At 67.6% G+C, this 25,152-nt stretch carries 20 protein-coding genes; 7 read left to right on the forward strand and 13 right to left on the reverse strand.

From position 1 onward, the window contains the following. Positions 1–26: 26 nt before the first annotated feature. Both BM244_RS00410 and BM244_RS00415 read right to left on the reverse strand, forming a co-directional pair. The gene (locus BM244_RS00410) at positions 27–488 is read right to left on the reverse strand and encodes a DUF2141 domain-containing protein (protein WP_093396733.1); all 462 of its coding nucleotides are present in this window, start codon (positions 486–488) and stop codon (positions 27–29) included. Positions 489–587: 99 nt separating this feature from the next. Then, entirely contained in the window at positions 588–1,940 is a 1,353-nt protein-coding gene (locus BM244_RS00415; RefSeq protein WP_093396734.1) for a lipopolysaccharide biosynthesis protein, read from the reverse strand. A gap of 157 nt (positions 1,941–2,097) precedes the next feature. Here BM244_RS00415 and asnB point away from each other — a divergent pair, with 157 nt between their 5' ends. Beyond that, a complete protein-coding gene (gene asnB / locus BM244_RS00420; protein ID WP_254784188.1) occupies positions 2,098–4,032 on the forward strand; it encodes an asparagine synthase (glutamine-hydrolyzing) in 1,935 nt (644 codons plus the stop codon). A 179-nt stretch (positions 4,033–4,211) separates the two neighbouring features. Here the strand turns inward: asnB and BM244_RS00425 are convergent, their stop codons facing one another. The 6 genes from BM244_RS00425 to BM244_RS00450 all read right to left on the reverse strand — a co-directional run bounded on the left by BM244_RS00425 (position 4,212) and on the right by BM244_RS00450 (position 12,222). After that, positions 4,212–5,336, reverse strand: a complete 1,125-nt coding sequence (locus BM244_RS00425) for a CDP-alcohol phosphatidyltransferase family protein (protein WP_093396736.1) — start codon at positions 5,334–5,336, stop codon at positions 4,212–4,214. Between the two features lie 186 nt (positions 5,337–5,522). Further along, entirely contained in the window at positions 5,523–6,653 is a 1,131-nt protein-coding gene (locus BM244_RS00430; RefSeq protein ID WP_093396737.1) for a hypothetical protein, read from the reverse strand. Then, positions 6,650–7,366, reverse strand: a complete 717-nt coding sequence (locus tag BM244_RS00435) for a phosphocholine cytidylyltransferase family protein (protein WP_093396739.1) — start codon at positions 7,364–7,366, stop codon at positions 6,650–6,652. Before BM244_RS00435 ends, BM244_RS00430 begins: the two co-directional genes overlap by 4 nt. Positions 7,367–7,514: 148 nt before the next feature. After that, positions 7,515–9,206: an efflux transporter outer membrane subunit gene (locus BM244_RS00440; RefSeq protein ID WP_254784189.1), complete on the reverse strand. Its 1,692-nt coding sequence runs from the start codon at positions 9,204–9,206 to the stop codon at positions 7,515–7,517. Positions 9,207–9,406: 200 nt separating this feature from the next. Next, a complete protein-coding gene (locus BM244_RS00445; protein WP_093396740.1) occupies positions 9,407–10,567 on the reverse strand; it encodes an HlyD family secretion protein in 1,161 nt (386 codons plus the stop codon). Then, the gene (locus BM244_RS00450) at positions 10,564–12,222 is read right to left on the reverse strand and encodes an MFS transporter (protein ID WP_093396742.1); all 1,659 of its coding nucleotides are present in this window, start codon (positions 12,220–12,222) and stop codon (positions 10,564–10,566) included. The genes BM244_RS00445 and BM244_RS00450 overlap by 4 nt, the downstream gene beginning before the upstream one ends. Positions 12,223–12,503: 281 nt before the next feature. Between BM244_RS00450 and BM244_RS00455 the strand changes: the two genes are divergently transcribed. Beyond that, entirely contained in the window at positions 12,504–13,583 is a 1,080-nt protein-coding gene (locus tag BM244_RS00455) for a mechanosensitive ion channel family protein (RefSeq protein WP_093396744.1), read from the forward strand. Positions 13,584–13,737: 154 nt separating this feature from the next. On the opposite strand, the gene BM244_RS00460 is transcribed toward BM244_RS00455, so the two are convergent. Genes BM244_RS00460 through otsB form a run of 3 tightly spaced genes read right to left on the reverse strand, consistent with a single transcriptional unit; the run spans position 13,738 to position 17,695 of the window. After that, positions 13,738–15,126, reverse strand: a complete 1,389-nt coding sequence (locus BM244_RS00460) for an alpha,alpha-trehalose-phosphate synthase (UDP-forming) (protein ID WP_056060743.1) — start codon at positions 15,124–15,126, stop codon at positions 13,738–13,740. Continuing rightward, positions 15,123–16,919, reverse strand: a complete 1,797-nt coding sequence (locus tag BM244_RS00465) for a glycoside hydrolase family 15 protein (protein WP_093396745.1) — start codon at positions 16,917–16,919, stop codon at positions 15,123–15,125. The genes BM244_RS00460 and BM244_RS00465 overlap by 4 nt, the downstream gene beginning before the upstream one ends. Further along, positions 16,916–17,695 carry a trehalose-phosphatase gene (otsB, locus tag BM244_RS00470; RefSeq protein WP_254784190.1) on the reverse strand — a complete coding sequence of 260 codons (780 nt, stop codon included), beginning with the start codon at positions 17,693–17,695 and terminating at the stop codon, positions 16,916–16,918. Before otsB ends, BM244_RS00465 begins: the two co-directional genes overlap by 4 nt. Before the next feature lie 607 nt (positions 17,696–18,302). On the opposite strand from otsB, the gene BM244_RS00475 reads away from it, so the two are divergent. From BM244_RS00475 to BM244_RS00495, 5 genes are all read left to right on the forward strand, one after another. Continuing rightward, positions 18,303–19,775 (forward strand): efflux transporter outer membrane subunit, encoded by a 1,473-nt coding sequence (locus BM244_RS00475; protein ID WP_093396747.1) that lies wholly within the window; start codon positions 18,303–18,305, stop codon positions 19,773–19,775. Beyond that, positions 19,775–21,157: an efflux RND transporter periplasmic adaptor subunit gene (locus BM244_RS00480; RefSeq protein ID WP_093396748.1), complete on the forward strand. Its 1,383-nt coding sequence runs from the start codon at positions 19,775–19,777 to the stop codon at positions 21,155–21,157. The genes BM244_RS00475 and BM244_RS00480 overlap by 1 nt, the downstream gene beginning before the upstream one ends. A 58-nt stretch (positions 21,158–21,215) precedes the next feature. Continuing rightward, positions 21,216–21,872, forward strand: a complete 657-nt coding sequence (locus BM244_RS00485) for an ABC transporter ATP-binding protein (protein ID WP_093397999.1) — start codon at positions 21,216–21,218, stop codon at positions 21,870–21,872. 80 nt (positions 21,873–21,952) lie between these two features. Continuing rightward, positions 21,953–22,315, forward strand: a complete 363-nt coding sequence (locus BM244_RS00490) for an endonuclease domain-containing protein (protein WP_093398000.1) — start codon at positions 21,953–21,955, stop codon at positions 22,313–22,315. Positions 22,316–22,318: 3 nt separating this feature from the next. Beyond that, the gene (locus BM244_RS00495) at positions 22,319–23,527 is read left to right on the forward strand and encodes an ABC transporter permease (protein ID WP_056047392.1); all 1,209 of its coding nucleotides are present in this window, start codon (positions 22,319–22,321) and stop codon (positions 23,525–23,527) included. Here the strand turns inward: BM244_RS00495 and BM244_RS00500 are convergent. Together BM244_RS00500 and BM244_RS00505 are read right to left on the reverse strand one after the other, a co-directional pair. Beyond that, positions 23,502–24,119, reverse strand: a complete 618-nt coding sequence (locus BM244_RS00500) for a nucleotidyltransferase family protein (RefSeq protein WP_093396750.1) — start codon at positions 24,117–24,119, stop codon at positions 23,502–23,504. The genes BM244_RS00495 and BM244_RS00500 overlap by 26 nt on opposite strands. Beyond that, positions 24,106–25,029, reverse strand: coding sequence for an XdhC family protein (locus tag BM244_RS00505; RefSeq protein ID WP_093396751.1), 924 nt, complete (start codon positions 25,027–25,029; stop codon positions 24,106–24,108). The genes BM244_RS00500 and BM244_RS00505 overlap by 14 nt, the downstream gene beginning before the upstream one ends. Between the last annotated feature and the right edge of the window lie 123 nt (positions 25,030–25,152).

A 25,152-nucleotide genomic window follows, 5' to 3' on the forward strand; every position in this document is an offset into this window, starting at 1 on the left:
CGCGTCGGACGCGAACCGGACGAAGGTTATTGGCGGTACCGCATCTTCATCCGTACGACGGTACCGGATGCGGGCAGGGCAGTACGGACCGCGTCGAACGACGGCAGCCCGATCGAGGTCGGCGCATCGTTGGAGAAGCCGAAGCCCTCCTTCGGCACGAACAGCGTCCGGTTGAATTTATGGTCGCCATTCTCGTCGTGATATTGCGCGATCGCATAATGCCCCGGCTTCATCCACAAGCAGGCGCGCGGCGACGCGGCCGATACGCGGGCACGACCGACCTTCGCGCCCTTCGCCAAGAACCGGGACTTGTCGTCGGGATAGATCGCAAAGGCGACCTCGCCGGCGGCGCTGTGCAGCGTAGTCGCCTCGAGGACCAGCTTGGCGTTGCCGTTGCCAGGCGTGCCCTGGCAGGTTTCGGCGGCATGAGCCTGGACCGGCGCGAGCACCGCGACGGCTCCGAGCGCGAGAAGGAATACGTGGTTCATCGACTGACTAAAACTCGAAAATAGTGGCGATAGAGCGGCGCGCAGATGACATTTGCGACGTGAACGAGGCGTTTATCGAAAACGCCTTCGCCGTGCGGGTTACGCTTCGGCGCGCGTGCGTGTCATTCGCGCTGCGGCAAACCCCAGCAGGATCGCGACCGCCACCGACCCCGCGGCCACCGCGGCGGCGATGCCCGCCGAACCATAGGTGGGCATGAGCGCGAACGCCGCCACGAACAGCAGGCCGACCCCGACCGCGCGAATCGCGAACACCGTGCCGGCGCGGTGCAGCGCGGTCATCACGGTGTCGAGGCTGACGGTGGCGAGGTCGAAACACCCGGCGGCGGCGAGCCACAACAAGACCGGGTACGCGCCGCCGAACGACTTGCCGCCGACCAGCTTCAGGATCGGCTCGCCGACCAGCGCGACGACCGCGAGGATGACGAGCGCGGCCGCGGTGCTGGCGATCATCGTCCGGATCAGGATGCGGCGCAGGCGCGACGGCTCGGCAGTCCGCACCGCGCGCACGATCTCGGGGAAGGCGGCGCGCGACAGCATCTGCGACAGTTTCGCGAGCGCCTGCGCCAGTTGCGTCGCCAGCCGGAACGCACCCGCCGCCGCCGGGCCGATCGACGCGCCGACCAGTAGCAGCGGGATCTGCTTGCTCGACAGGCCCAATGTCGCGCTGGCGTTGGTGCTGAGCGAGAAGCGGACGATGCCGGGGTTCTCGTCGCGGACCTGCTGCCAGCTGCCGCGGCCGCTCGCGAGCAGGCGCAGGTCGCCGCTTTTCGCGACCATGATCCAGTAGGTCGCGGCGGTGACGATCTCGGCGAGCGCCCAGGCTAGCATGAAGCCGCGGATCGTCGGTTCGAACAGCATCGCCGCGCCCGCGCCGACGAATCGCATGATCGGCGTCATGCTGTCCGCCACCGCCGACAGCGAGAATTTGTCGCGCAGCCGGAGGATGCCGAGCGGGGTCGAGCGGATCGTGATCAGCTGCACCACCGCGAACATCAGCGTGTCGCGCATCAGGTCGGGCGGGATGCCGAACCCGTCGCTCCAGGCGAACAGGATCGCGACGGTCAGCACGGCGCCAACCAGCGCGCTGCAGATGTCGAGAATCGCCGACAACCGGAGCAGGCGTGCGAGCCGCGGCGTGTCGCCATGCTGCATCGGTTCGACGCCGTATTGGACGATGATCTGCCAAGTCTGGAAGCCGACGAACGTGGCGAGCGCCTGCGCCGCACCCGAGATCAGCGCGAACCGGCCGAAATCGACGACGCCCAGCGTGCGCGTCGCGAACCCGAGATAGAAGAGCGACAGGATCGCCAGCACGCTGCGACTGGCGAGCAGCCAGCCGAGGTTGCGCGCTGCCGCCCGGAAAATCCCGGTCGTGCCGGCGCGTGCCGGCGCATCCGCCGGGGCCGGAGAAGGAGCGGGGTCCTGAACCATCTGCGACCGGCCCCTAGAGCGCGATCGAAGGTGCGGCAAGATGCGCGGGGGCAGTTGGGTGTGAAGAGGGGACGGGGCGCCCGGAGGTGACCCCGGAGGTGACCCCGGAGGTGACAAAGCGACAGGCGGCTCCTAGACCGCGCGCGATCGGGCGGCGGTGCCGCCGTCATGCGAGGGATCGTTCGTCATCTGCGGAATTGCCGGCCTTTACGCGCGAGGTGGCGGTGTCGTCTCGCCCCGCCTTGTTACGGCGCAGTGCGACGCGATCCTCCACCGCGGGCCCGACGACCAGGGCGTGATGACCGATGGCGATTTCGGCTTCGGGATGCGTCGGCTGAGCATCATCGACATCGAGGGCGGCCACCAGCCGTTCCACTCGCCCGACCACCGTTATGCGCTCGTTTTCAACGGCGAAATCTACAATTTCCGCGAATTGCGGCGCGAGTTGCAGGCGCTGGGTCGCGTGTTCGAGAGCGCGGGCGATACCGAGGTCATCCTCGCCGGCTACGAACGCTGGGGCGACGACGTCTGGGCGAGGCTCGACGGCATGTTCGCGGTCGCGGTGTGGGATACGCACGCGCGTCGCCTGACGCTGGCGCGCGATCCGATCGGGATCAAGCCGCTTTACTATACCGACCAGGCCGCGGGGTTCGCGTTCGGCTCCGAACTGAAGACGCTGACGCTGCTCCCCGGCATGGCGTTCGACGTCGATCGCCGCGCGCTCCACGATTATTTCAGCTTCGGCCATGTCCGCACCCCGCGCTCGATCTACGCTCAGGTCCGGACCCTACCGCCCGGCCATGTGATGACGATCGAGGCAGGCGGTCTGCCGACGATGCGCGCCTATTGGACGCCCGCCTATCATCCCGCTGAACCTCGGTCCGAGGCGCAGTGGATCGAGCGGTTCCGCGACGAATGGCTCGACACGATCGGCAAGCAGATGGTCGCGGACGTCGATGTCGGCGCATTCCTGTCGGGCGGCGTCGATTCGTCCGCGGTGGTCGCGGCGATGACGCAGGTCTCGGATCGGCCGGTCCGCACCTTCACGATCGGCTTTCCCGACCCGCGCTTCGACGAATCGCCGCATGCCGAGGCGATCGCGCGGCATCTCGGCTGCCACCACGTCACGCGCACGCTGGAACTGGCGGATGCGCAGGCGATGCTGCCCGAGGTCCAGCATTGCTATGACGAGCCATTCGCCGATCCGTCTGCGGTGCCGACCTGGTACGTCAGCCAGATCGCCGCGCAGGAGGTCAAGGTCGCGCTGTCGGGCGATGGCGGGGACGAGCTGTTCTTCGGCTACAAGCGCCACGCGACCGAACGGCGGATCGGTGCGCTGCCCGCGCCGTTGCGTCGTCTGGCGCGTGCGCTCGACGCGGTGCCGACCTTGCCGTCGCGTCACGCCAACGCGGTGTTGCAGCGCTGGCGGAAGACCACCGGCAGCGCCGCACTCCCGAACGGCATCGCGCGGTTCTTCGCCAAGACACAAATTACGAACGAGGCGTTCCGCCGCGAAATATTCTCGGCCGAGTTCATCGCCGAGGAAGAGGGCGGGATCGCCGCGCTGGTCGCGGAATATTTCCCCGATCCCGACGCGATCTCGACCGACACGCTCGAGCAGTTCGGGCTCGCTGACCTCGCGCTCAACCTGCCCGGCGCGATGCTGACGAAGGTCGACCGCGCGAGCATGGCGCATTCATTGGAGGTGCGCGTGCCGATGCTGGGGCAGGGCATGGTCGACCTCGCACTGTCGATGCCCGCGGACATGAAGCTGCACGGCAAGGTCGGGAAATACGTGATCCGCCAGGCCATCGCGCCGTGGTTGCCGGAAGGGATCCTCGATCGCCGCAAACAAGGCTTCCAGATGCCGCTGGCGGCGTGGTTCGCCGGCGATTTCGGCGCGTATGCGGAGCAGCTTTGGCGTGACAGCGGCGTGCGTGAGCAGGGAATGTGGCGCGTCGGCGCGGTCGACAAGGTGTTCGCCGATCACCGTGCGGGGAAACGCGACTACAGCCGGTTCCTGTATGCGCTGGCGATCTACTGCCTCTGGTGGATCGGTCGGCCCACCCCTCTTTCCGTTCGTGCTGAGTAGCGACCGAGTAGCTTCGCAGAAGCGTATCGAGGGCGCGTATCGAAGCATGCGTTTCCCGCGCCAACCTGTCCTCCGATACGCCCTCTCGATACGCTGCAAGAGCAGCTACTCGATGGCTACTCAGGACGAACGGAAGGGAGGGAAGTCGGCGTTAGCAAGTATGCGACCCCGCGAAGCGCTCAAGCCAGCCAACTCGTCAGCGTCTCACCCTTGGCCTTGCGCGCCATCGCCTGCACCAGCCGTACCAGATGCACCACCAGCGAGATCGCGGGCCACGCCGCCACCCCAATGATCCCCCAATCCGGCCGCGTCACCAGCAGGCCCGCGAACAGGATCACCATGTTCGGGTTCCGCCGCGCGGTGATCAGCCGGAACCAGCTGTCGAACCGCTCCCAGACGTGGATGTGCATCCCGAACCGGACGATGAACGCCCCCTCGATCAGCCGTTGCGCGACATAGCCGAACAGCATCGTCCCGATCACCGCCCAGAACACGCCGTCCTCGAGCGGTCGCCCATACGGCGCACACCCCGCCGCCCAGGCCCACCACCAGAACGGCGGATGGACTAGGTCGACCCCGTGATCCCACGCATTGCCCAGCTTCGACGACGTGATCGTGCACCGCGCCAGCTTCCCGTCGACGGTGTCGAGTACCATGAAGAACAGACCCGTAGCGAGCCCGGTCCAGAACCAGCCATACCAGAACGCCACGGTCGCGACGATGCACAGCACCGATCCGAGCGCAGTCACCTGGTTCGGCGTGATTCCGGCGCGCGCGCAGACCCGCGTGATCGCCAGCGCCCATTCCGGCCACAGATACTTGGTCAGCAGGTCGGTGACGCCCTTGTACGCGCCGACATAGCTCGCGCGCTCGATCGCCGGCACCGCCGCAGGGGTAAGCAATTCCGCGAACGGGCGTTCGCGCTTGCGCAACGCCTCGTTGAAGATGCCTTCCTCGGCCTCGGCGGCGATCACCGTCAGCCCGGTCACCAGCGGTGCCTCGCCGAGCATCGCCGCGGTCATCCGCGCACGCTCGTCGGCGTCGCGGACATGCGCGAGCACGGGGACGCCGGTGCGAGTCACGACGGTGCCCGGCCGCGTCTTCAGGTACGCGATCCACATCGGGTCGAACGCATAGGCGAGGTTGGCGAGGATCACCGGGCCGGTGTCGCCGTCGGGATCCTTTGCTAGGCCTTGCGCGACGCCGATCCGCCGGATCCGCTCGGCATTGGTCATGCCCCAGAGCAGCGTGTCGTTCGCCCGGACGGTCCGGAGCGCTGGCGTGGGGGCTGTCGAATCTACCATGTCGCACCCGTTACCCGATCTGGTCGTGAAAGCGAGAGGGGGTGGTAATGCGAGAGCATACCCCAACCAGCTACTCCACCCCGGCGGAGGCCGGGGCCCAGTTGGAATGTCCGCAGTAACTGCGCGCAGTCCGTCGTTAGCGACGTCCCTCAACTGGGCCCCGGCCTCCGCCGGGGTGGTGGAGTTTTAGCTGGCGGGCGTGGCCTGCAGCAATCGAACGATCTCCCCCGCAGCTCTCGCCGCGCCCCCTTCGACCGCCCCGAGCGACCGCCCGGCAAACTCCGCCTGAACCGCTGCGTACCCAGCGTGCCGCAACGCCGAGCGGTCCACCGCCGCCACCACATCCGCGACATCGCCAACCACCTCACCACAAACCCACATCGCGTAATTCGGATCGCCCTCCCAGGCGACACCCCCCGCATTGAGGAACACGCAAGGCCGCGGCCGCATCAGAAACTCGATCACCTGGCTCGACGTGTCGCCCAGGTACACGTCCGCCACGCCGGTATAGCTACCGTCGACCATCGCAAACCCGTCGATGTCGCAGTGCACATGCGCCAAGTCCCCGATCTCGCGCATCAGATCGGCCACCTCGGGCGCACGCTCGACCAGTCGCTGATGCGGCGCGAAGATCAGATTGTAGCGCCCGTCCGCGACCAGCCGACGCACGATTTCCGCCCCCCAGCGCCACCACGACGAGCGATGCTGCTGCCAATGCGGCGTATACAGGACGACCGGCCGGCTATCCGCGAACGGCGGCGCGGCGTGCGTCCGGTGCGTGAAGTCGGCCTTCACATAGCCCGTCGCGACGAACCGCTCGGGCGCGAACCCGCGGTCGAGATAGGTTTGCCGCTCCAGTTCGCTCGGCACCAGAGTCAACGCCGCCGCCCGCCGCCGCGGATCGTCGCGCGCACTCATCGAGCCGACGCCGTGCGAAGTCTTCACGAACTTCGCGCGCATCGGAAACAGCCGGGGGATCCACAGGCTCGTCTGCTCGGCACACACCACGATGCTCGCGCTGCGCAGATACGGCAGCAGCCGGAGCAGCATTGGCATCTTCGCCGGCAGCACCGGATTACGCCCGCTGCCGTCGTCAGCAACGACGCGAAACCCCGGCGCACGGCGAATGCGGACGGTAGGAAAGGGCGCCGTCCACCGCGTCAGCAACGACTCGTGCACCGACGTACTCACCCAAAGCTCGATCGGCACGTCCGACCTCGCGGCGAGCGCCTCGACGATCGGATAGAGATGCGGGATCAGCAGCGTCTCGCCGAGAAACAGGAAGGCGACCTTTCCCTTCGGGCGGGGCGTGGTCATGGCCGGTGATCGCGTTCCCAGAGCGCGATGTCCTCGGGCCGGTCGATCTCCTGCCACTGGACATTGGCCGGGATGCGGACCGCGCGTACGCCGGCCGTCTGCGCGACGCGCGCGACGACGGCGTGATGATAGGCGTGGATGCCGTTCTCCTCGCCGATCACCGCGCGCAAGGCATCGGCATAGGCGGCGCCGCCGTGCGACACGATCAGCCCCAGCGAGCGGTCGGTCGCCTCGTGGCCGACGAGGTGCTTGCCGACCGCGATCACCCGGTCGCCGTCCGCCTCCACCAGCATGTCGTCGAGTCCCGCGTCAGCAAGCGGCTCGACCAGCAAGGTCGTGCCGTCGCTGCCGCCGGTCATCGCGGTGCGGAGGATGGCCGGATCGAACACCGTGTCGCCGTTCATCAGCGCGAACGGTGCGTCGAGGTACGCGCGGGACGCCCAAACGCTGCCGATGCTGTTGGCGATCGACCAGAACGGATTGAAGACGAGTTCGGTCGGCAGGCCGCCGTCGCGCGCCGCGAGGTGCGCCTCGATCTGGTCGATCCGGTAGCCGCCGACGATCAATGCGCCCTCGAAACCCGCCGCGGCGACCGCGTCGAGCTGATGGTCGAGGATCGCGCGACCGCCGACCTGCACGAGGCATTTCGGCGTGGTCAGCGTCAACGGCAGCAGCCGCGATCCGTGGCCCGCGGCGAGAATGATGGCCTTCATGGGGTGAGGCTCTACGGGCGAAGTGTGGCAGGAAAATGCATCGATCGAGCGCATACCCGCCCGCTTCCTGTTCTCCCGCGAAAGCGGGAGCCCAGGATCAAGAACGCTGCGCTGCTTGACCCTGGACCCCCGCCTTCGCGGGGGAACATTAATGTTCGACGATCTCCACATCCGCCCGCGACCAGCCGCCGCCCATTGCCTGGTACAGCGTCACATACGCCGTCAGCCGATCCGCGCGCGCCTGCACCAGCGACAGTTCTGCGGTCAGCAGTCCGCGTTGCGCATCGAGCTGATCGATATACGCGGAATATCCCGCGCGGTAGCGGTTCGACGCGTTGCGGAGCGCGCCGGCGAGCGCATCGCGTTGCCCGGCAAGCGCGACCGCCTGCTGCCCCGAACGTTGCACGCCCGCCAGACTGTCGTCGACCTCGCGGAATGCCTGTAACGCGGTTCGGCGGTAGGCGAATGCGGCTTGGTCCCGGCGCGCGGTGGCGGCGTCGGCTTGTGCCCCCAAGCGCCCGCCGTCGAAAATGGGGCTGAGGACGCTCGCACCGAGCGAGAACACCGCGATCGGGTTGGCGAGCGCGCTCGACAGCACCACGCCCGCCGAGCCGGTCAGCGCGAGATTCGGCAACATCGCCGCGCGGGCGCTGTCGAGCGAGCGATCGGTGGCGACCAGCGTCTGCTCGGCCTGATACAGATCGGGACGGCGGCGGAGCAGGTCGGCGGGCAGGCCATCGGGGATTGCGGGGGCCGCGAGCTGGTCGAGCGTGCGGCCGCGCGGGATCGGGCCCGGGGTGTCGCCAAGGAGCAGGCTGAGCGCGTTCTCCTGCCGGCTGATTGCGAGCTGCGCGGCGGGGACGAGCTGTTCGGTGGCGTGATATTCCGCTTCTGCCTGCCGCAGTTCGAGGTTCGAGGTGTAACCGGTCTCGGCGCGGCGACGGGCGATGCGCAAGCCTTCCGCGCGCGCCGCGAGCGTCTGGCGCGCGACGGCGAGGCGGAGGTCGAGTGCGCGGAGCGTGATGTAGCCGGTCGCGACGCTGCTCGCGATGCCGAGCCTCACCGTGTCGCGCGCGGCTTCGCTGGCGAGCAACTGCGCGCGGGCGGCCTGGCTCGCGAGGCGGAGGCGACCGAACAGGTCGAGGTCGTAGCTGATCGCCACCCCCGGCTGCGCGCCGATCGCGTCGGAGGGTGTGCCGAGCGGGCTGACCGTCTGGCCGGTAGTGCTGGGGGCGGAGCCGCTGACAAGCGGGGCCTGTTGCGCGCGGGCGAGGCGTGCGGCGGCGCGGGCTTCGTCGATGCGCGCGGCGGCCGAGCCGAGGTCGGGGCTGTTGGCGAGCGCGCGGGCGACGAGATTGGTGAGGACGGGATCGCCGAACGCGCTCCACCAGTCCGCACGGATCGGTGCCCCGGGGCCGAGCGCGGTGCGCCATGCGGGGGGCGGGGTTACTGCGGTGGTCGCTGGGGCCTCGGGGCGGGGGCCGATACAGGCGGTGGCGAGGAGGGCGAGGGTGAGGGCGGCGGCGGTTCTCGCTGATCCCGCTCTTACCGGATCGTACCACCTGAGCGAAGACGATCGCGCAAAACGCTTCCCCCCCGGCGAAGGCCGGGGCCCAATTGGAAAGGTCGCGGTGAGGGCGGACTGCGCTTCATTACCCCCGTTCCCCAATTGGGCCCCGGCCTCCGCCGGGGTGGTGGCGTCCGCTGGTGCGATGGCCCCTGCCGGAGTGGTGGCCTTCGCCGGGGTGGAGGCGTGTGCCATAGTGATAGCCCTGGCCGGAGCGGTAACACGCGCCACGGTGCCGACCTCCGCCAACACGGTAGCAAGCGGGCGCGTCACGGCTTCCCCCCTCCCTGAAAGGGAGGGGTTGGGGGTGGGTAGGCTTGGGGCAGGAGACGGCGTTCCCTTGAGAGCGACCCACCCCCGGCCCCTCCCTTCCAGGGAGGGGAGAAATCCGCGACGACCACGGCTCGCGGAGGGGAAAAGTCCGCTACCAGCACGCCTCAGTGAGGAGAGAAGTCCGCGACGATCGTTGCCCATCACCGCACCCCCGGCCCACCAGCGGTATCCACCCGAGCCTGCACCGACATCCCCGGCCGCAACCGTGCGCTCAGCGGCTGCCCCCCATCCACCCGGATCCGCACAGCGATCCGCTGCGGCACCTTGGTGAAGTTCCCCGTCGCATTGTCCGCCTTCAGCACCGCGAACTCGGACCCCGCCGCCGGCGAGATCCGCTCGACATGCCCGGTCAGCCGCGCGTTCGCCAACCCGTCCACCGTGAACGACGCCGGCTGCCCAACCACCATCTTCGCGGTCTGCGCTTCCTTGAAGTTCGCGATCACCCACGTTTCCGGCGGCACCAGGAACATGAGCTGCGACCCGGCCGTCACATACTGCCCGAGCCGCACGCCGACCTCGCTCAACCGCCCCGTTTCCGGCGCGCGGATCACGGTGTTGGCGAGGTCGATCCGGGCAAGCTGTCGTGCCGCCTCCGCGCCCGAGACACCCGCCTGTTGGCCACCACGCCCGACCTCGACTGTGCGGATATCCTGCCGCGCGATCTCCCGCGCGGCCTTGGCCTGCCGGACCTGCGCCTGCGCTTGGCGCAACGCCGCCAGCGTCTGGTCACGCTCGCGCAAGGACACCGAGCCGTCCGTCACGAGGTCGTTGACGCGCGCCATGTCGGCCTGCGCGCGCATCAGTTGCGCTTCGGCATTGGCGACCGCCGCGTCCTGCGCCGCGAACGTCGCCTCGCGGCTGGCGGCCGTCTGCCGGCTGTTGGCGAGCGTGGCTGCCTGCGCGTCGACCTGCGCCTGCGCCTGGTCGACGCGCTGGCGGTAGATGCGGTCGTCGATCTTCACCAGCGGATCGCCCTGCTTCACATCGGCGAAATCGCGCACCAGAACCTGCGTCACATAGCCGCTGACCTGCGGGCTGATCACCGTCGTCCGACCGCGCACATAGGCGTTGTCGGTCGACTGATAGCTCGTCGCGAACGGGGGCAGACGCCACGCCGCGAGCACCGCGCACACGCCGGCGATCGCGAGCAAAGCGATGATGACGATGACGTTGCGGCTGGGCGGTTGCGGTCGCCAGCCAGAGCCGACCGGCGTGACCGGGGCGGCCGGTGCAGCGGCCACCTCCGCCTGCTTTTCTTCGGTCGCCGGCCCCTCGGCCACCGGGCTGCGTGCGTCGCTCATGTCGTCCCCTCCAGCGCCGCCCGTCGTTCGCGTCGCGCGCGTCTCGCCAGCAGGAACAGCAGATATCCGAACGTGCCGCCGGCGAGGACCGCGATCAACCGGAAGACGTCGTCATACGCAAGCACGTTCGCCTCCCGCGTCGTGGTTTGCGAGAGGATCGCGGCGCCCTCGGCATTGCGCAGGGTCGGATCGACGATCACCCGGCTGACCGCGGCGCCACCCGCGGCGATGCGCTGCGTCACGATCGGGTCGGTCGGCGAGATCTGCTGGACGAGCGCGACGCTGTTCGCCTTCTCGCGGATCACCTGATAGCTGCCGAGCAACGCGGTGCCGCCGAGCCCGCCGAGCGAATTGATGATCCCGAACAGCGCGATGAAGCTGATGATGTGCCCCGCACCTTCCTTCAGCGCGCGGGTCATGCCGAACAGCAGCGCGGGCCCGAGGAAGAACGTCGCGGAGAAGCCGATGATCGCCTGCGTCACGTACATCTGCGGCGCGCGCGTGAGGCTGGTCGCGTAGGAATCGAACCACGCCGCCACCGCGACCAGGCCGATCGCCAGCATGATCGGGTGGCCGAGCCGCTCGACGTCCAAGGTCACCGCGCTCGCAATCACGCCGGCGACCGACGCGACGAAGATGATCAGGAAGAACGGCACAAGCTGGTCGTTGTTCTGGCCCAGCACGGTGAGCAGCCCGACCGACGCATAGGTCTGCTCCGACAGCACGATCCGCGCCATCACGATGACGATCGTGAACCGGACGATATCGGCGCTGCCCAGCCAGCGGGTGTTGAGCAGCGGGTTGGCGCGGTGATGCTCGACGACGATCGCCGCGGCGAACATCGGGATCGCGACGATCAGCGCCCAGCCGATCCACGGCGCGTTGGTCCACCACACGATCCGCCCGAGCCCGAGCACCGCGGCGAACAACGCGGTCGAGCCGGCGAACAGCACGAACGTCAGGAAGTCGAGCGGCTCGAACGCCTTGCTCCGCGTCGTCGGCGGGAGGCGGAGCGCGGCGACTGCTGCGAGCGACAGCAGCGCGAGCCCGAGTTCGAACAGGTACAAGGTCCGCCACTGCGACATCGCCAGCAGGTCCGGGGAGAACAGCCGCGCGAGCGGGGTCGCGCATTGCGGAATGCCGATGCCGAGCACGACGGCCTTCAACCGCCATTTCGCGGGAAGCGCCTGCATCACGTAATAGAGGCACAGGCTGCTCAGCGCGGCGCCCGCCATCCCGCTGATGGCGCGCACCGCAATCGCGGTCGCGAAGCCGTGGACGAACAGGTGCGCGAGCGTGATCAGCACGTAGAGGATCAGGAAGATCATCGCGAACGGGCGCAGGCCGAACTGCGCGCGGAACTTGATCATCAGCAGGTTTATGCTGACGTTGGTCATCACGTAGACCGTCGGCAGCCAGGCAATTTCGGCAGGATCGAGCCCGAGCGCACCCTGTAGCGTGTAGGTGTTGGCGCTGATCAGCGCGTTGCCGAAGCCTACCGTCAGGCCGAGCAGGATGCCGATCAGCGCGTAGGCGATCTGGCGGTGGCGCGGGTGGAGTGGCGAGCCGGGGGAGCCGGGGAGGACGGGGCGTTCGTGTTCGGCGAACTGCCAGTCCTCTTCGCTCAGGAAGTGTCTGATTCTCTGGGCGATCATGGTTGGGTGGTTCTGGCATGATCGGGGCGGGGCGTCATTGGGTATCGTTTGGGGCTGTTCGTAATCGCCAGCAAAAAGCGTCACCACCCCGGCGGAGGCCGGGGCCCAGTTGGGGGACGGGATTAACTGCGGACGGCCCGTCGTTACTGCCACCTTTCCAACTGGGCCCCGGCCTCCGCCGGGGTGGTTGTTTTTTGATGAGATGGCCGACCTAAGTTCACCACCGACCAAAATGCTGCACTGCAGCGGAACATCCGCCGTCACCCAATCGTTTCGCTCAAATGCGCATGTTCAGATCGCTCCACATACCCCCCGAATGGGTCTGGCTGGAGAGTGTCGCCGTCGTCTCGGCGGCCGTCCTCGTCGCGCTGGTCGCGCATTGGCTGACGATGCGGATCGGCGGCCACGCGCAGCGTCGCTCGACCGCCAAGACCGACGGCCTCGTCCTCGCCCGCGTCCGCCGCCCGTTACGCGCGGTGTTCGTCTCGGTCGCGGTCGCGTTCGTCTCGCGAATCCTGCCGATGGACAACGACATCGAGGATTTGTGGAAACAGCTGCTCGGCTTCCTCGTTCCCGGGTTGCTCGGCTGGCTCGCGGTCGCGGCGCTGCGCGCGTTCCAGGACGTCATCGAGATCCGCGCCGACATCTCGGTCGAGGACAACCTCCGTGCCCGAAGGAAACGCACGCGGGCCGCGATCCTCGGGCGGATAGGCACGTTCTTCATCATCTTCGTCAGCGTCTGCCTGATGTTGCTCAGCGTCCCCGGCATTCGCTCGATCGGCGTCACGCTGATGGCGTCGGCGGGTATCGCCGGCCTCGTCGTCGGTGCGGCGGCTCAGCCTGCGCTGAAGAACCTGATCGCCGGCGTGCAGATGGCGTTCACCGAGCCGATCCGGATCGACGACGTGCTGATCGTCGACGGCGAATGGGGGCGGGTCGAGCAGATCAACCTGACGTTCGTGGTCATCAAGATCTGGGATGAGCGCCGCCTCGTCGTGCCGGTGTCGAAGTTCCTCGAACAGAGCTTCCAGAACTGGACGCGCGAGACCAGCCAGTTGATGGGCTCGGTGTTCTGGTATCTGGACCCGTCCGCGGACGTGCCGAGGTTGCGCGAGAAGCTGGGCGAGATCGTCACGTCGAATCCGCGCTGGGATAAGAGGTTCTACAACCTTCAGGTGACGGACGTGAAGACGGACTGCATCGAACTGCGCGGGCTGATGACCGCGAAAGATGCGGCGATCGCGTTCGATCTGCGGTGTGATGTGCGCGAGGCGTTGCTGAAGTATATCCGCGAGGAAATGCCCGAAGCCATCCCGCGCAACCGCCTACTGATGGCGCCGGACCCAGTGAGCCGCGCCTGACTTCCCCCCTCCCTGGAAGGGAGGGGCCGGGGGTGGGTCGGCTTCCGCATAGTCCCAGGTGTGTTGACACAAACTAGCCAACCCACCCCCAACCCCTCCCTTCCAGGGAGGGGGGCAAGAAGTTGCGTTCCCCCCCATTCAAAGGGCCAAGGAGTCAGGCCTCGACGTGCTCGGGCACTGCCTCCAGCGCTGTGATGAACAGCTCGCACCACCACATCACGTCCTCCTTGCGGACGTTGTCGATCAGCTTCTCCCACCGCGCCTTGCGCTCGGCCAGCGGCATCTTCAGCGCCCGGTCGATCGCGTCGGACATTTCCTCGGGGCTGTACGGATTGACCAGCACCGCGTCCTTCAACTGCGTCGCCGCGCCCGCGAAGTGCGACAGCACCAGCACGCCCGGATCCTCGGGGTCCTGCGCCGCCACATATTCCTTCGCGACGAGGTTCATCCCGTCGCGCAACGGCGTCACCAACCCAACGCGCGCCGCGCGGTAGATCCCCGCCAGCACGTCACGCGGGAAACCCTGGTTGACGTAGCGGATCGGCGTCCAGTCGATATCCGAATATTCGCCGTTGATCCGCCCCGACATCGAATCGAGGTTCGCGCGGATCTCCTGGTACGTATCGACCTTCTCGCGCGAAGGCGGCGCGATCTGGAGCATGTAGACCAGCCCGCGCCGGTCCGGATGCGACCCGAGGAAGCGCTCGTAGCCCGCAAACCGCTCGGCAAGCCCCTTCGAATAATCGAGCCGGTCGACCCCGACGATCAGGCTGCGCCCGGTCGCGGACATGTACATCCGCTCCTTGGCATGCCGCGCCGCGTCGCTGTTCGCCGACTTCTCGAAGTCCGCGGTCTCGATCCCGATCGGCGTCGTGATCGCCTTGATCGTGCGATCGCCGACCGTCACCCAGCCATCCTCGCCGACCACGCCGTCGAGCTGGCTGGTGACATAGTGCAGGAAGCTGTCGAGCCAGTCCTGCGTCTGGAAACCGATCACGTCGTACGCGAACATCGATTCGACCAGCGCGCGGTGGCTCGGCAGCGACAGCAGCATCGCCATCGGCGGCCACGGAATGTGGAGGAAGAACCCGATCTTGTTCTCGACGCCGAGCTTGCGCAGTTCCTGCCCAAGCGGGACGTGGTGGTAATCGTGGACCCACACCAGATCCTCGGGTTCGATCAACGGCAGCACCGTCTCCGCGAACCGCTTATTGACGCGAGCATAGCCGCTGGAGAAATCGCGCTCGAACTCGGTCAGGTCGATCCGGTAATGGAACAGCGGCCACAAGGTCCGGTTCGCATAGCCATTATAATATTCGTCGAAATCCTGCTCTTCGAGGTCGATCGTCGCGGTGGTGACGCCCTTGCCCTGCTGGAAATTGATGTGCCCCGTGAAGGTCTCGGTAGTCGATCCCGACCAGCCGAACCACACGCCGCCCTTTTCGCGCAGAGCGGCGAGCAACGCGACCGCGAGGCCACCCTGGTTGCCCGAAGGCGCGTCGACCGACTGGACGCGGTTCGAGATGACGACGAGGCGGCTCATCGGACGGCACTCCACGGCTTGCTGAGAAGGACCGCGCAGTTGATCAGCCCCACCAGCGAATAGGTTTGCGGATAATTGCCCCACAGCTCGCCGGTGTTCGGGTCGATGTCCTCGGACAGCAGCCCGGCCGGCGTCCGCCGCGCGACCATCTCGCAGAACAGCGCGCGCGCGTCGGTGGTCCGGCCGGTCGCATGCAGCGCTTCGATCAGCCAGAAGGTGCAGACGTTGAACGCGGTATGGGGCAGGCCGAAATCATCCTCGGTCGCATAGCGCAGCATGTGGCTGCCGCGCCGCAGACCCTCCTCGACCGCCTTCAGCGTCGACTGGAACCGCGGATCGTCGGGCGCGAAGAAGCGCAGGTCGAGCAGCTGGATCAGGCTCGCATCGAGATCGTCGCCACCGAACGTCGCCGAAATTCGCTGTGTATCCTCGCGCCACGCCGATTGCTCGATCGTCGTACGGATCGTGTTGGCACGCTCTTCCCAGAACGTCCGACGATCCTCGAGCCCGAGCACCTCGGCGGCATTGGCCAGCCGATCGCACGCCGCCCAGCACATCGCCGCCGAATAGGTGTGGACGTGCGCCTTGGTACGCAGCTCCCACAGCCCTGCGTCGGGCTTGTCGTACGTTTCCCACGCACGGTCGCCGACCAGTTCGAGGCTCTTGAAATCCTCTTCGCTCGACATCCGGAACAGCCGCTTGTCGAAGAACGCCTGGACATCGGACAGGATGATCTGACCGTACGCGTCGTGCTGGATCTGCTCGTACGCCTGGTTGCCGACGCGCACCGGACCCATGCCGCGATAGCCGGGCAGGTCGCTCTCGATCCTCTCGATCAGCGTCGCCTCGCCGCCGACCCCGTAGAGCGGCTGGACATGGCCGCCCTTCGACGCGTCGACAATGTTGCGCAGATATTCGAGATAGCCTTCGAGCACGTCGAGCGCACCCAGCCGGTTCAGCGCCTGCACGGTATAATAGGCGTCGCGGATCCAGCAGTAGCGATAGTCCCAGTTGCGCTCCGAGCCCTCATGCTCGGGGATCGAGGTGGTGAGCGCGGCGACGATCGCGCCGGTCTCCTCGTGCTGGCACAGCTTCAGCGTGATCGCGGCGCGGATGACGACGTCCTGCCACTCGACCGGCGTCGCGAGGCCGCGCACCCAGTGCCGCCACTCGTCCTTGGTCCGCGACAGCATCGCTTCCGCCGCCTCGTGCAGCACGCCCGCGAAGCTCTCGTCGGGGCCGAGGAACAGGTGCATTTGCCGCTCGAGCCGGAACCAGTTCTCGCCGACGATATGCCCGACCGGCGCATCGGTGGTCAGCCGCAGCGTCTGGTCGTCCATCAGGAAGCGGATGTGGTTCGATCCCTGCGTGTGTTCGGTCGGCTTCCCCCAGTTCGTCGCGATGCGCATCCGAACGCGAATGCGTGGCGAGCCGGCCACCGGTTTGACGATCCGGACGAAGCTGGTCGGGCGATAGGTGCGGCCTTCGCGCACGAAGCGCGGGCAGAAATCGATCACCTCGACCGCGTTGCCGGCCTCGTCCTCGTGCCGCGTCACCAGAATCGGCGTGTTGCGGATATAGGCCTGCGTGGTTTTCGCACCGCCCTCCAGTTCGATCGCCCAAAACCCGGTCTTGGGCGCATCGCCGCCAAGCAGCGCGCAGAACGCCGGGTCGCCGTCGACGCGAGGCACGCAGCCCCAGACGAACGTGCCGGTCTTGTCGATCAGTGCGGAGACCTGGCAATTGCCGATCGGCCACAGGTTCATGTCGGCCTTTTGGATAGGTGCGGTCATCGTGTTTCCAACATGGGTGTTTCCAATATGGCAGCAATCCAGTCGCGAAGTGCGGCAACGTCGTTCAGGCGGTAGGTGGCGGCGGTAGGCCGTTGCTCACCGATCAGCACGCCCGCCCCGCCAAGATCGCGCGCGGCCTCGAACCCGTCCTCGTCGGTAACGTCGTCGCCGAAGAAATACGGCACGCTGCCCGCCATCGCCGGCGCAGCGATCAGGTTGCGGAGGGCAGCGCCCTTGTCACCGGGGGTGCGCAGTTCGACCATCATCTTGCCGCGCTGAAGTGTGAGGCCGTGCGTGACGGCTAAGTCTTCGGCGAGGCGGACGGCGGCGGGTTCGAAGTCCGGCGCCATCCGATAATGCAGCCCGGCGCCGAGGCTCTTGGCTTCGTAGACGAGCCCGTTGGCGTCGGCGAAGTCGCGGAACGCGCCGGCGGCGGCTTCGAGCGAAGCGGGGCGCTCAGCGGCAACATGGCCGTCATCGGGCGTACGCGTTTCGGCCCCGTGGCTGCCCGCGACCGCGAACAAATGCGCGTGGCGGCCGAGCATCGCGTCGAGCTGCGCGATCGACCGCCCGCTGATGATCGCGACGCGACCGGGAAAGCGCTCGGCGAGCGTATCGAGCGTGTCGAGCAGGATCTGGTCGACGACGACCGCATCCGGCGTCGCGGCAAGATCGACGAGCGTCCCGTCGAAATCGAAGAAAAGGCTCACGGCGTCGGGCACGGCAAGGGGCGGCGCGAGGACATCAGTCGCGGGCTGGCGTTCGGCTAGCATCATCCCTGAACCCATAGCGCCACCGCTCCGTTCCGCTGCACTGCAAAATTGGAACGGGTGCGGTTCGATTCTTTGGGGGTGGGGAGGGGTGGAGCACGGCAGTCCCTCACTGTTCTCCCGCGAACGCGGGGGCCCATGACCTAGCAGTACACCGTCCGTAAGCCTGCCCCCCGTCGCCGCGAGAGAACAAGGCGGAGGCTGACCCCGATGTTCCTGTCGCGTCCTACCACCCCGGCGAAGGCCGGGGCCCAGTTGGGGGACGGCAATGAAGCACGTTGCGCGCTATTACCTCAGACGTTCCAACTGGACCCCGGCCTCCGCCGGGGAAGCGTCAAAGGATGCGCATCTCACTCCCTTTAAGGCCAGAGACCTTGTTTCCCCGCGAAGGCGGGGACCCAGACTGGGCTCCCGCCTTCGCGGGAGAACAAATTAGCAGGGGGTGGCCCACGTTAAACGGCGCATCAAACGCTCCATCGGGATAGCAGCTAGGCAAGTACGCGTAGACGGCGCCAGTTGAAGCCCCCACCCCCCTCCAATCCAACCCACCTGCGACACCTCGCGACACAAAACCGCTGGACTAGCTCCAGCCGCTTGGCCAAGCCTGCCAACCATGTCCCGCGTCCGCGCCCTCCTCATCGCACCCGTCTCCGCGGCCGTCCTGCTAGCCGGCTGCACCGTCGGCCCGGACTACCACCCCAAGGCCGCCGCGGAGCTGGGCGTCCCCGACGCCTATTCGGTCACTCCCGAGACCAAGCCCGAAGACCTGACCCGCTGGTGGCAGAAATTCGACGACCCCGTCCTCGGCCAGCTCGTCGAGCAGGCCGCCGCCGCCAACCTCGACCTCGCACAATCCGTCGCCCGCCTCCGCCAGGCCCGCGAAAGCCTGCTCCAGAACCGCGCGTCGCTGCTTCCGACGGTCAACGGCTCGGCCGGCTATCAGCGCAACGAGAACGTCCGCGGTGGCGGACGCTCGTTCACGCTGCCCGACGGTACCGTCGTCGATACCGGCGGCGGCGGCGCGAACAGCTTCACGCTCGGCGCCAGCGCCAGCTACCAGGTCGGCGTGTTCGGCGAGATCCGCCGCACCGTCGAGGCGAGCCGCGCGGAGTACGCCGCGTCGGGCTACGACTACGCCACCGTCCTCATCTCGGTCGAAAGCGAGGTCGCGCGCAACTACGTCCTAGCGCGACTCTACCAGCAGCAGCTCGCCAACGCCCGTGCCTCGCTCGCGATCCAGGACGACAATCTCGAGATCGCCGGCTTCCGCGTCCAGGCCGGGCTCGTCTCCAGCGTCGACGCCGAACAGGCCCGCGCCCAGCGCGCGCAGACCGCCGCGACGATCCCCAGCCTCGACCAGCAATATGCCGCCGCCGTGGCGCGGATCGGCGTGCTGACCGCGCAGGCGCCCGGCGCGCTCCGGACGATGATGGCGCCCGCGAAGGCAATCCCGACCGGCCCCGCCGCAGTCGGCGTCGGCATCCCGGCCGACACGCTGCGTCAGCGTCCCGACATCCGCTCAGCCGAACGCGCGCTCGCCGCCGCGACGGCGCGGATCGGCGTGGCCAAGGCGCAGCTCTATCCCGCGCTCGCGATCACCGGTAATCTGAACACCAACGCGACCTCGATCGGCAGCATCGGCGACGCAATCACCGGCAGCCTGTTCGCCGGGCTGACCCAGGCGATCTTCAACGGCGGGCGTCTCCGCTCGCAGGTCCGCACCAGCGAAGCCGCCGCCGATGGTGCGTTCGCGCTCTACAAGTCGACCGTGCTGACGTCGCTCGAAGACGTCGAGAACGCGGTCGTCGCGCTGCAGACCGCGCAGGAACGCGAGCGCCAGTTTGCGATCGCACTCGACGCGTCGAACAATTCCGCGATCCTCAGCCGTAGCCAATACCGCACCGGCCTCACCGATTTCACCACGCTCAACCAGCAGGAAACCGCGCTCCTGTCCGCGCGCAACGGGGCGACGCAAGCGCGCGCCGACGCGGCCACCGCGTTGATCGCACTTTATGCCGCACTCGGCGGCGGCTGGGACTCCACCGTGATCCCGCAAGCGCCCATATCCAATCCAGAGGCACGCTGATGGCCGACGCATCGATCGACGACTTCCTCGGCGTAAAGCCGCAGGCCCCCTGGAAACGCTACATAAAGTGGGTCGTGATCGCGGTCGGCGTGGTCCTGCTGTGCCTGCTGCTCGCGAAGTGCTTCGGCGCGAAGGAGCAGACGCAATATTCGACGCAGGCCGCCCAGCGCGGCAACCTGACCGTCAGCGTCTCGGCAACCGGCAAGCTCGCCCCGACCACGCAGGTCACGGTGGGTTCGCAGCTGTCGGGCCTCGTCACCAAGGTCGTCGTCGACGTCAACGACCGCGTCACCGCGGGCCAGCCGCTCGCGCTGATCGATCCCGAACAGCTCGACGACCAGATCCGCCAGACCAGCGCGCAGCTCGCGGCGAACCAGGCGCAGGTCGCGCAGGCACAGGCCACCGTCGCCGAATCGCGCGCGCAGCTGAACCGTCTCGAAGAGGTCTCGCGCCTTTCGGGTGGCCGCGTGCCGTCGAAGACCGAGCTCCAGACCGGCCGCGCCGACTACGCCCGCGCCGTCGCGGCACAGAAGGTCGCCGAAGCCAACGTCGTCGCCAGCCGCGCGCTCCTCGCGCAGAACCAGACTCAGCGTGCCCGCGCGATCATCCGCTCGCCGGTGACGGGGGTGGTGCTCGCGCGCCAGATCGATCCCGGCCAGACCGTCGCCTCGTCGTTCAACACGCCGACGCTGTTCGTGATCGCCGAAGACCTCACCAAGATGAAACTGGAGGTCGCGATCGACGAAGCCGATGTCGGCGAGGTCAAGATCGGCCAGAAGGCCAGCTTCACGGTGGATGCGTTCCCCGGCCAGACCTTTCCCGCGACGATCACGCGCGTCGATCTCGGCTCGAACCTGACGGTCAGCTCGGCAACCTCGTCGACCACGACCACGGCGACGACATCCACCGGCCAGGTGGTGTCCTACGCCGCCGACCTGACCGTCGCGAACCCGTCGCTGACGCTGCGCCCGGGCATGACCGCGACCGCGGACATCATCACCTCGGACAAGCGCAACGTCCTGCTCGTTCCCAACGCGGCGTTGCGCTTCAAGCCGAGCGCGGACGGTGCGAAGGATTCGGGCGGCGGCATCGCCGGCTCACTGACCTTCCGGCCACGGCGTGGCGCGGGCGGTCCGGCAGCCCGCACCGCCAAGCTCGATCGCGGTTCGCAGCAGACGATCTACATCAAGGGCGCCGACGGCACGCCGCAGCCGGTGCAGATCACGACCGGCGACACCAACGGGACGATGACCGAAGTCCTGTCGGGCAATCTCCAGCCCGGCGCGCAGGTCATCATCGGTCAGCTCGCCACCGGCACCGACACGACCAAGACTCCGCGCCGGGCGGGCGGCGCCAGCAAGGGTGCGGGTGGTGGCCAGTAATCCGCCCCCGCTGATAAGTCTGCGCGGCGTCACCAAGACGTACGGCACCGGCGCGACGATGTTCCAGGCGCTCAAGGGCGTCGATCTCGACATCGCGGCGGGCGATTTCGTCGCGGTGATGGGGCCGTCGGGGTCAGGCAAGTCGACGACGATGAACATCCTCGGCTGCCTCGACGTGCCGAGCGCGGGGACGTTCACGTTCCAGGGCCACCATGTCGAGACGCTCGACCGCGACCAGCGCGCGCTGCTCCGCCGCAACCACCTCGGCTTCGTGTTCCAGGGCTTCAACCTCCTCTCGCGCACCTCCGCGCTCGAAAATGTCGAACTCCCCTTGCTCTACCGCGGCGACGAAAAGCGCGCGCGACGCGATGCCGCGATGGCCAGCCTCGACACGGTCGGCCTCGCCGACTGGTGGGACCACACCCCCGCGGAGCTGTCCGGCGGCCAGCAACAACGAGTCGCGATCGCCCGCGCGCTGGTGACCAGCCCCGACGTGCTGCTAGCGGACGAACCGACCGGCAACCTCGACAGCGAACGCTCGATCGAGATCATGCAGCTGCTCACGCGGTTGAATGCCGAAAAAAACATCACGGTATTGATGGTCACGCACGAACCCGACATGGCCGCATTCGCCAGGACGGTGGTCCACTTCAAGGACGGCCTGGTAGAACGCATCGAAAGCCAGCACCGCCAAGGCGAAAGCGTGGTATCGTGAGCTGCGTGGCCCCGAAAAGCCCCTCCACTTCAGGGGAGGGGTTGGGGTGGGGAGCGACGCTGGCCGTCCACGCGAAGCATATGCGTCGAGAACCGACCGAGCCAGAAAAGCGCTTGTGGCGCGGCGTATCCAATAGCCAATTGGGTGGCTTCAAGTTCCGGCGACAGGCTGTGCTCGGCAGTCGCATCCTCGACTTCTTCTGTCCTGCGATCGGCCTCATCCTCGAAGTGGATGGCCACACCCACGACCAAGCGACAGATCGGAACAGGGACGCCTCGATGCAGGACTTGGGATTCACGACTGTTCGGGTGACCAACGTCGACGTCATGAGCAATGCAGAAGGTGTTCTCCTTCACGTTCTTTCGGTTGCCCGATCATTACCGGCGCGCGTGAACTGGCGGCTTCCCCACCCCAACCCCTCCCCTGAAGGGGAGGGGCTTTAGATCATGTTCGGCACAACCCTCGTCCTCGCGCTCCGCTCGATCCGCCGCCACATGCTGCGGTCGTTCCTCACCATCCTCGGCATCGTCATCGGCGTCGGTGCGGTCGTCACGATGGTCACGCTCGGCAAGGCGACCACCGCCGCGGTCCAGCAGTCGATCTCGTCGCTCGGTACCAACATCCTCCAGATCCGTCCCGGCCAGGGCTTCGGCCGCGGGGGTGGCGGGCCGCCGCCGCCGCCGCTCAAGATGGACGACATCGACCCGATTGCGCGGCAGATCGCCGGCGTCACCGCGGTCGCCCCCACCGAACAGCGGAGCGCCACCGCGATCTACAACGGCGCCAACTGGAGCACCACGATCAACGGCACCACCGGCGCCTATTTCGAGGTCCAGCCCTGGCCGCTCGCCGGCGGTCGCGTGTTCACCAGTCAGGAGGAAGCGGCAGGCAAGGCGGTCTGCATCCTCGGCAATACCGTCATCCAGAACCTGTTCCGCGGCGCCGATCCGATCGGCCAGCGGATCCGTCTCAACGACATCTCGTGCGACGTGATCGGCACGCTCAGCACGCGCGGGCAGGCGGGCTTCGGCGGCGACCAGGACGATGTCGTGGTCATGCCGATCAAGACCGTCCAGCGCCGCTTCACCGGCAACCAGAACGTCGCGGCGATCCTCGTCGGCGTCGATCAGGGCTACGACACGCAACAGGTCCAGGCGTCGCTGACCGACCTGCTGCGCGAACGCCGCCACCTCGCCGCGGGGCAGGACAACAACTTCAACATCTTCGACACCAAGCAGATTTCGGACACCCTGACCGGCACCACGACCCTGCTGACCGGCATCGTCGCCGCGGTCGCCGGGATCAGCCTGGTGGTCGGCGGGATTGGGATCATGAACATCATGCTGGTGTCGGTGACCGAGCGCACGCGCGAGATCGGCATCCGTTTGGCGATCGGCGCGGTCGCGCGCGAGGTGCTGTTGCAGTTCCTCGTCGAGGCGATCGCGCTGTCGTGTCTCGGCGGCGTCATCGGGCTGATCGTCGCGCAGGCCGCGATCGCGATCATCGCGCCGCTGATCAAGGTTCAGTGGCTGTTCGTGCCCGAGATCAACATCTTCGCGTTCGCGATCTCCGCGGTAATCGGCGTCGTCTTCGGCTACTTCCCCGCGCGCCGCGCGGCGGCGATGAACCCTATCGACGCGTTAAGGCACGAGTGATCGCCGCCTTGGGATCGCGGACCAGCGCCTGCAGCCGGTCCAGATCCTCGGGCGTATCGATATCGATTAGCTCGGCGGGTGCGGTCACCACGTGCCGCCCCGCCTTCACCAGATCGCGCGCACCCGCATCGCCGTCGAGCGTCAGCAGGAAATCGAACCGCTCGCGCCCGAACAGGGCAGGGGGCGAGGGCTTCTCGCCATCGCTCGACGCGACCACCGCGTCCGCGCTGTCGGCGGCATCGAGCATCCGGTAGATATGCGCCGCGGTCACGCGCGGCATGTCCGCCAGCGCGATCAGCACTGCCTCCGCACCCTCGTCCTTGGCGCACTGCACGCCGAGCTTCACCGACTGCGACATCCCCGACGACGGATCATCGTTATGTACCACCTCGAAATGATGGCTGATGAAATCGAGCTTGCAGCCGTCGGTGACGACCAGCCGCCGCTTGAACGGAATGTTCTCGAACGCAGTGACGACGTGCATCCCGAGCGGCTTGTTGAGGAACGGCACCTCGAGCTTGTTGGGGATGCCGAACCGCTCCGAGCGCCCGGCCGCGAGGAGGATGAGGAAGACGTTTTCAGCGGCGATCATTGAACGCTCCTATCATCGCCGCGGCCACCGACAGCGCGATTTCCGACGGTCCGATTGCGCCGATGTCGAGCCCGACCGGCGCATCGATCCGGTCGATGTTCTCCGCCGTAACGCCTTCCGAGGCAAGCCGCTCGCGCCGCGCCGCATGGCTCTTGCGGCTGCCGAGCGCGCCGACATACGCGGCATCGGACGCGAGCGCGGCAATCAGCGCGGGATCGTCGATCTTGATGTCGTGGCTCAGAGTCACGACCGCGGTCGAGGGACCGGGGCGAAGCGCGGCGATCGCCTCGTCCGGCCAGCGATCGTCGAGCGTCACGCCGGGAAACCGCTCCTCGGTCAGGAAGCGCGCGCGCGGATCGATCACGATAGTCTCGATTCCGAGTTCGCGCGCGAGCCCCGCCAACGCCTGCGCGATCTGCACTGCGCCGACGATCAACAGCCGGCGCGGCGGGTCGTAGCGGTTGACGAACACCTCGCCCGTCTCCAGCGGCCGCGCGTCGCTGTGCCCGGTCGCGAGGTCGGTCGTCACCGTCAGCGCATCGCCCTGATCGCGCGCATCGGCGATCCGGTCGAACAGTTCGGGATCGAACCCTTCGGCGGACACCGGCTGCACCATCACCGCGATCTCGCCGCCGCACGGCAGCCCGACTTCCCACGCCGCCGCATCCGCCACGCCGTAGTTGCGCACCTGGAACGGCGCCCCTGCGATCACCTCGGCGGCGGTGGCGAGAATGTCGCTCTCGACGCAGCCGCCGGACACCGATCCCTCGAACCGCCCATCGGCATGGACGAGCATGTGACTCCCTTTGGGGCGCGGCGCGGATCCCCAGGTCGAGACGACCGTGGCGATCGCCATCTTCTCGCCCTTCCAGGTCTTCGCAGCAGCGAGCACGCTATCGTTTTCGGCCATGTCTCGTTCTCTTTCTAATCCTCCCCGCACGCGGGGAGGGGGACCAGCGCAGCTGGTGGAGGGGGCCAGCCGCAGACGTTACGCTTGGGGTCGCCCCCCCTCCACCACGCCGAGGGGCGCGGT

It is taken from the genome of Sphingomonas sp. OK281 (assembly GCF_900115295.1).
Classification (GTDB): domain Bacteria; phylum Pseudomonadota; class Alphaproteobacteria; order Sphingomonadales; family Sphingomonadaceae; genus Sphingomonas.

Bases quoted from the DNA above. Each gene is read 5' to 3' on its own strand.
- BM244_RS00410 (WP_093396733.1), bottom strand. From the start codon at position 488: ATGAACCACGTATTCCTTCTCGCGCTCGGAGCCGTCGCGGTGCTCGCG.
- BM244_RS00415 (WP_093396734.1), bottom strand. From the start codon at position 1,940: ATGGTTCAGGACCCCGCTCCTTCTCCGGCCCCGGCGGATGCGCCGGCA.
- BM244_RS00425 (WP_093396736.1), bottom strand. From the start codon at position 5,336: ATGGTAGATTCGACAGCCCCCACGCCAGCGCTCCGGACCGTCCGGGCG.
- BM244_RS00430 (WP_093396737.1), bottom strand. From the start codon at position 6,653: ATGACCACGCCCCGCCCGAAGGGAAAGGTCGCCTTCCTGTTTCTCGGC.
- BM244_RS00435 (WP_093396739.1), bottom strand. From the start codon at position 7,366: ATGAAGGCCATCATTCTCGCCGCGGGCCACGGATCGCGGCTGCTGCCG.
- BM244_RS00445 (WP_093396740.1), bottom strand. From the start codon at position 10,567: ATGAGCGACGCACGCAGCCCGGTGGCCGAGGGGCCGGCGACCGAAGAA.
- BM244_RS00450 (WP_093396742.1), bottom strand. From the start codon at position 12,222: ATGATCGCCCAGAGAATCAGACACTTCCTGAGCGAAGAGGACTGGCAG.
- BM244_RS00455 (WP_093396744.1), top strand. From the start codon at position 12,504: ATGCGCATGTTCAGATCGCTCCACATACCCCCCGAATGGGTCTGGCTG.
- BM244_RS00460 (WP_056060743.1), bottom strand. From the start codon at position 15,126: ATGAGCCGCCTCGTCGTCATCTCGAACCGCGTCCAGTCGGTCGACGCG.
- BM244_RS00465 (WP_093396745.1), bottom strand. From the start codon at position 16,919: ATGACCGCACCTATCCAAAAGGCCGACATGAACCTGTGGCCGATCGGC.
- otsB (WP_254784190.1), bottom strand. From the start codon at position 17,695: ATGATGCTAGCCGAACGCCAGCCCGCGACTGATGTCCTCGCGCCGCCC.
- BM244_RS00475 (WP_093396747.1), top strand. From the start codon at position 18,303: ATGTCCCGCGTCCGCGCCCTCCTCATCGCACCCGTCTCCGCGGCCGTC.
- BM244_RS00480 (WP_093396748.1), top strand. From the start codon at position 19,775: ATGGCCGACGCATCGATCGACGACTTCCTCGGCGTAAAGCCGCAGGCC.
- BM244_RS00485 (WP_093397999.1), top strand. From the start codon at position 21,216: ATGTTCCAGGCGCTCAAGGGCGTCGATCTCGACATCGCGGCGGGCGAT.
- BM244_RS00490 (WP_093398000.1), top strand. From the start codon at position 21,953: ATGCGTCGAGAACCGACCGAGCCAGAAAAGCGCTTGTGGCGCGGCGTA.
- BM244_RS00495 (WP_056047392.1), top strand. From the start codon at position 22,319: ATGTTCGGCACAACCCTCGTCCTCGCGCTCCGCTCGATCCGCCGCCAC.
- BM244_RS00500 (WP_093396750.1), bottom strand. From the start codon at position 24,119: ATGATCGCCGCTGAAAACGTCTTCCTCATCCTCCTCGCGGCCGGGCGC.
- BM244_RS00505 (WP_093396751.1), bottom strand. From the start codon at position 25,029: ATGGCCGAAAACGATAGCGTGCTCGCTGCTGCGAAGACCTGGAAGGGC.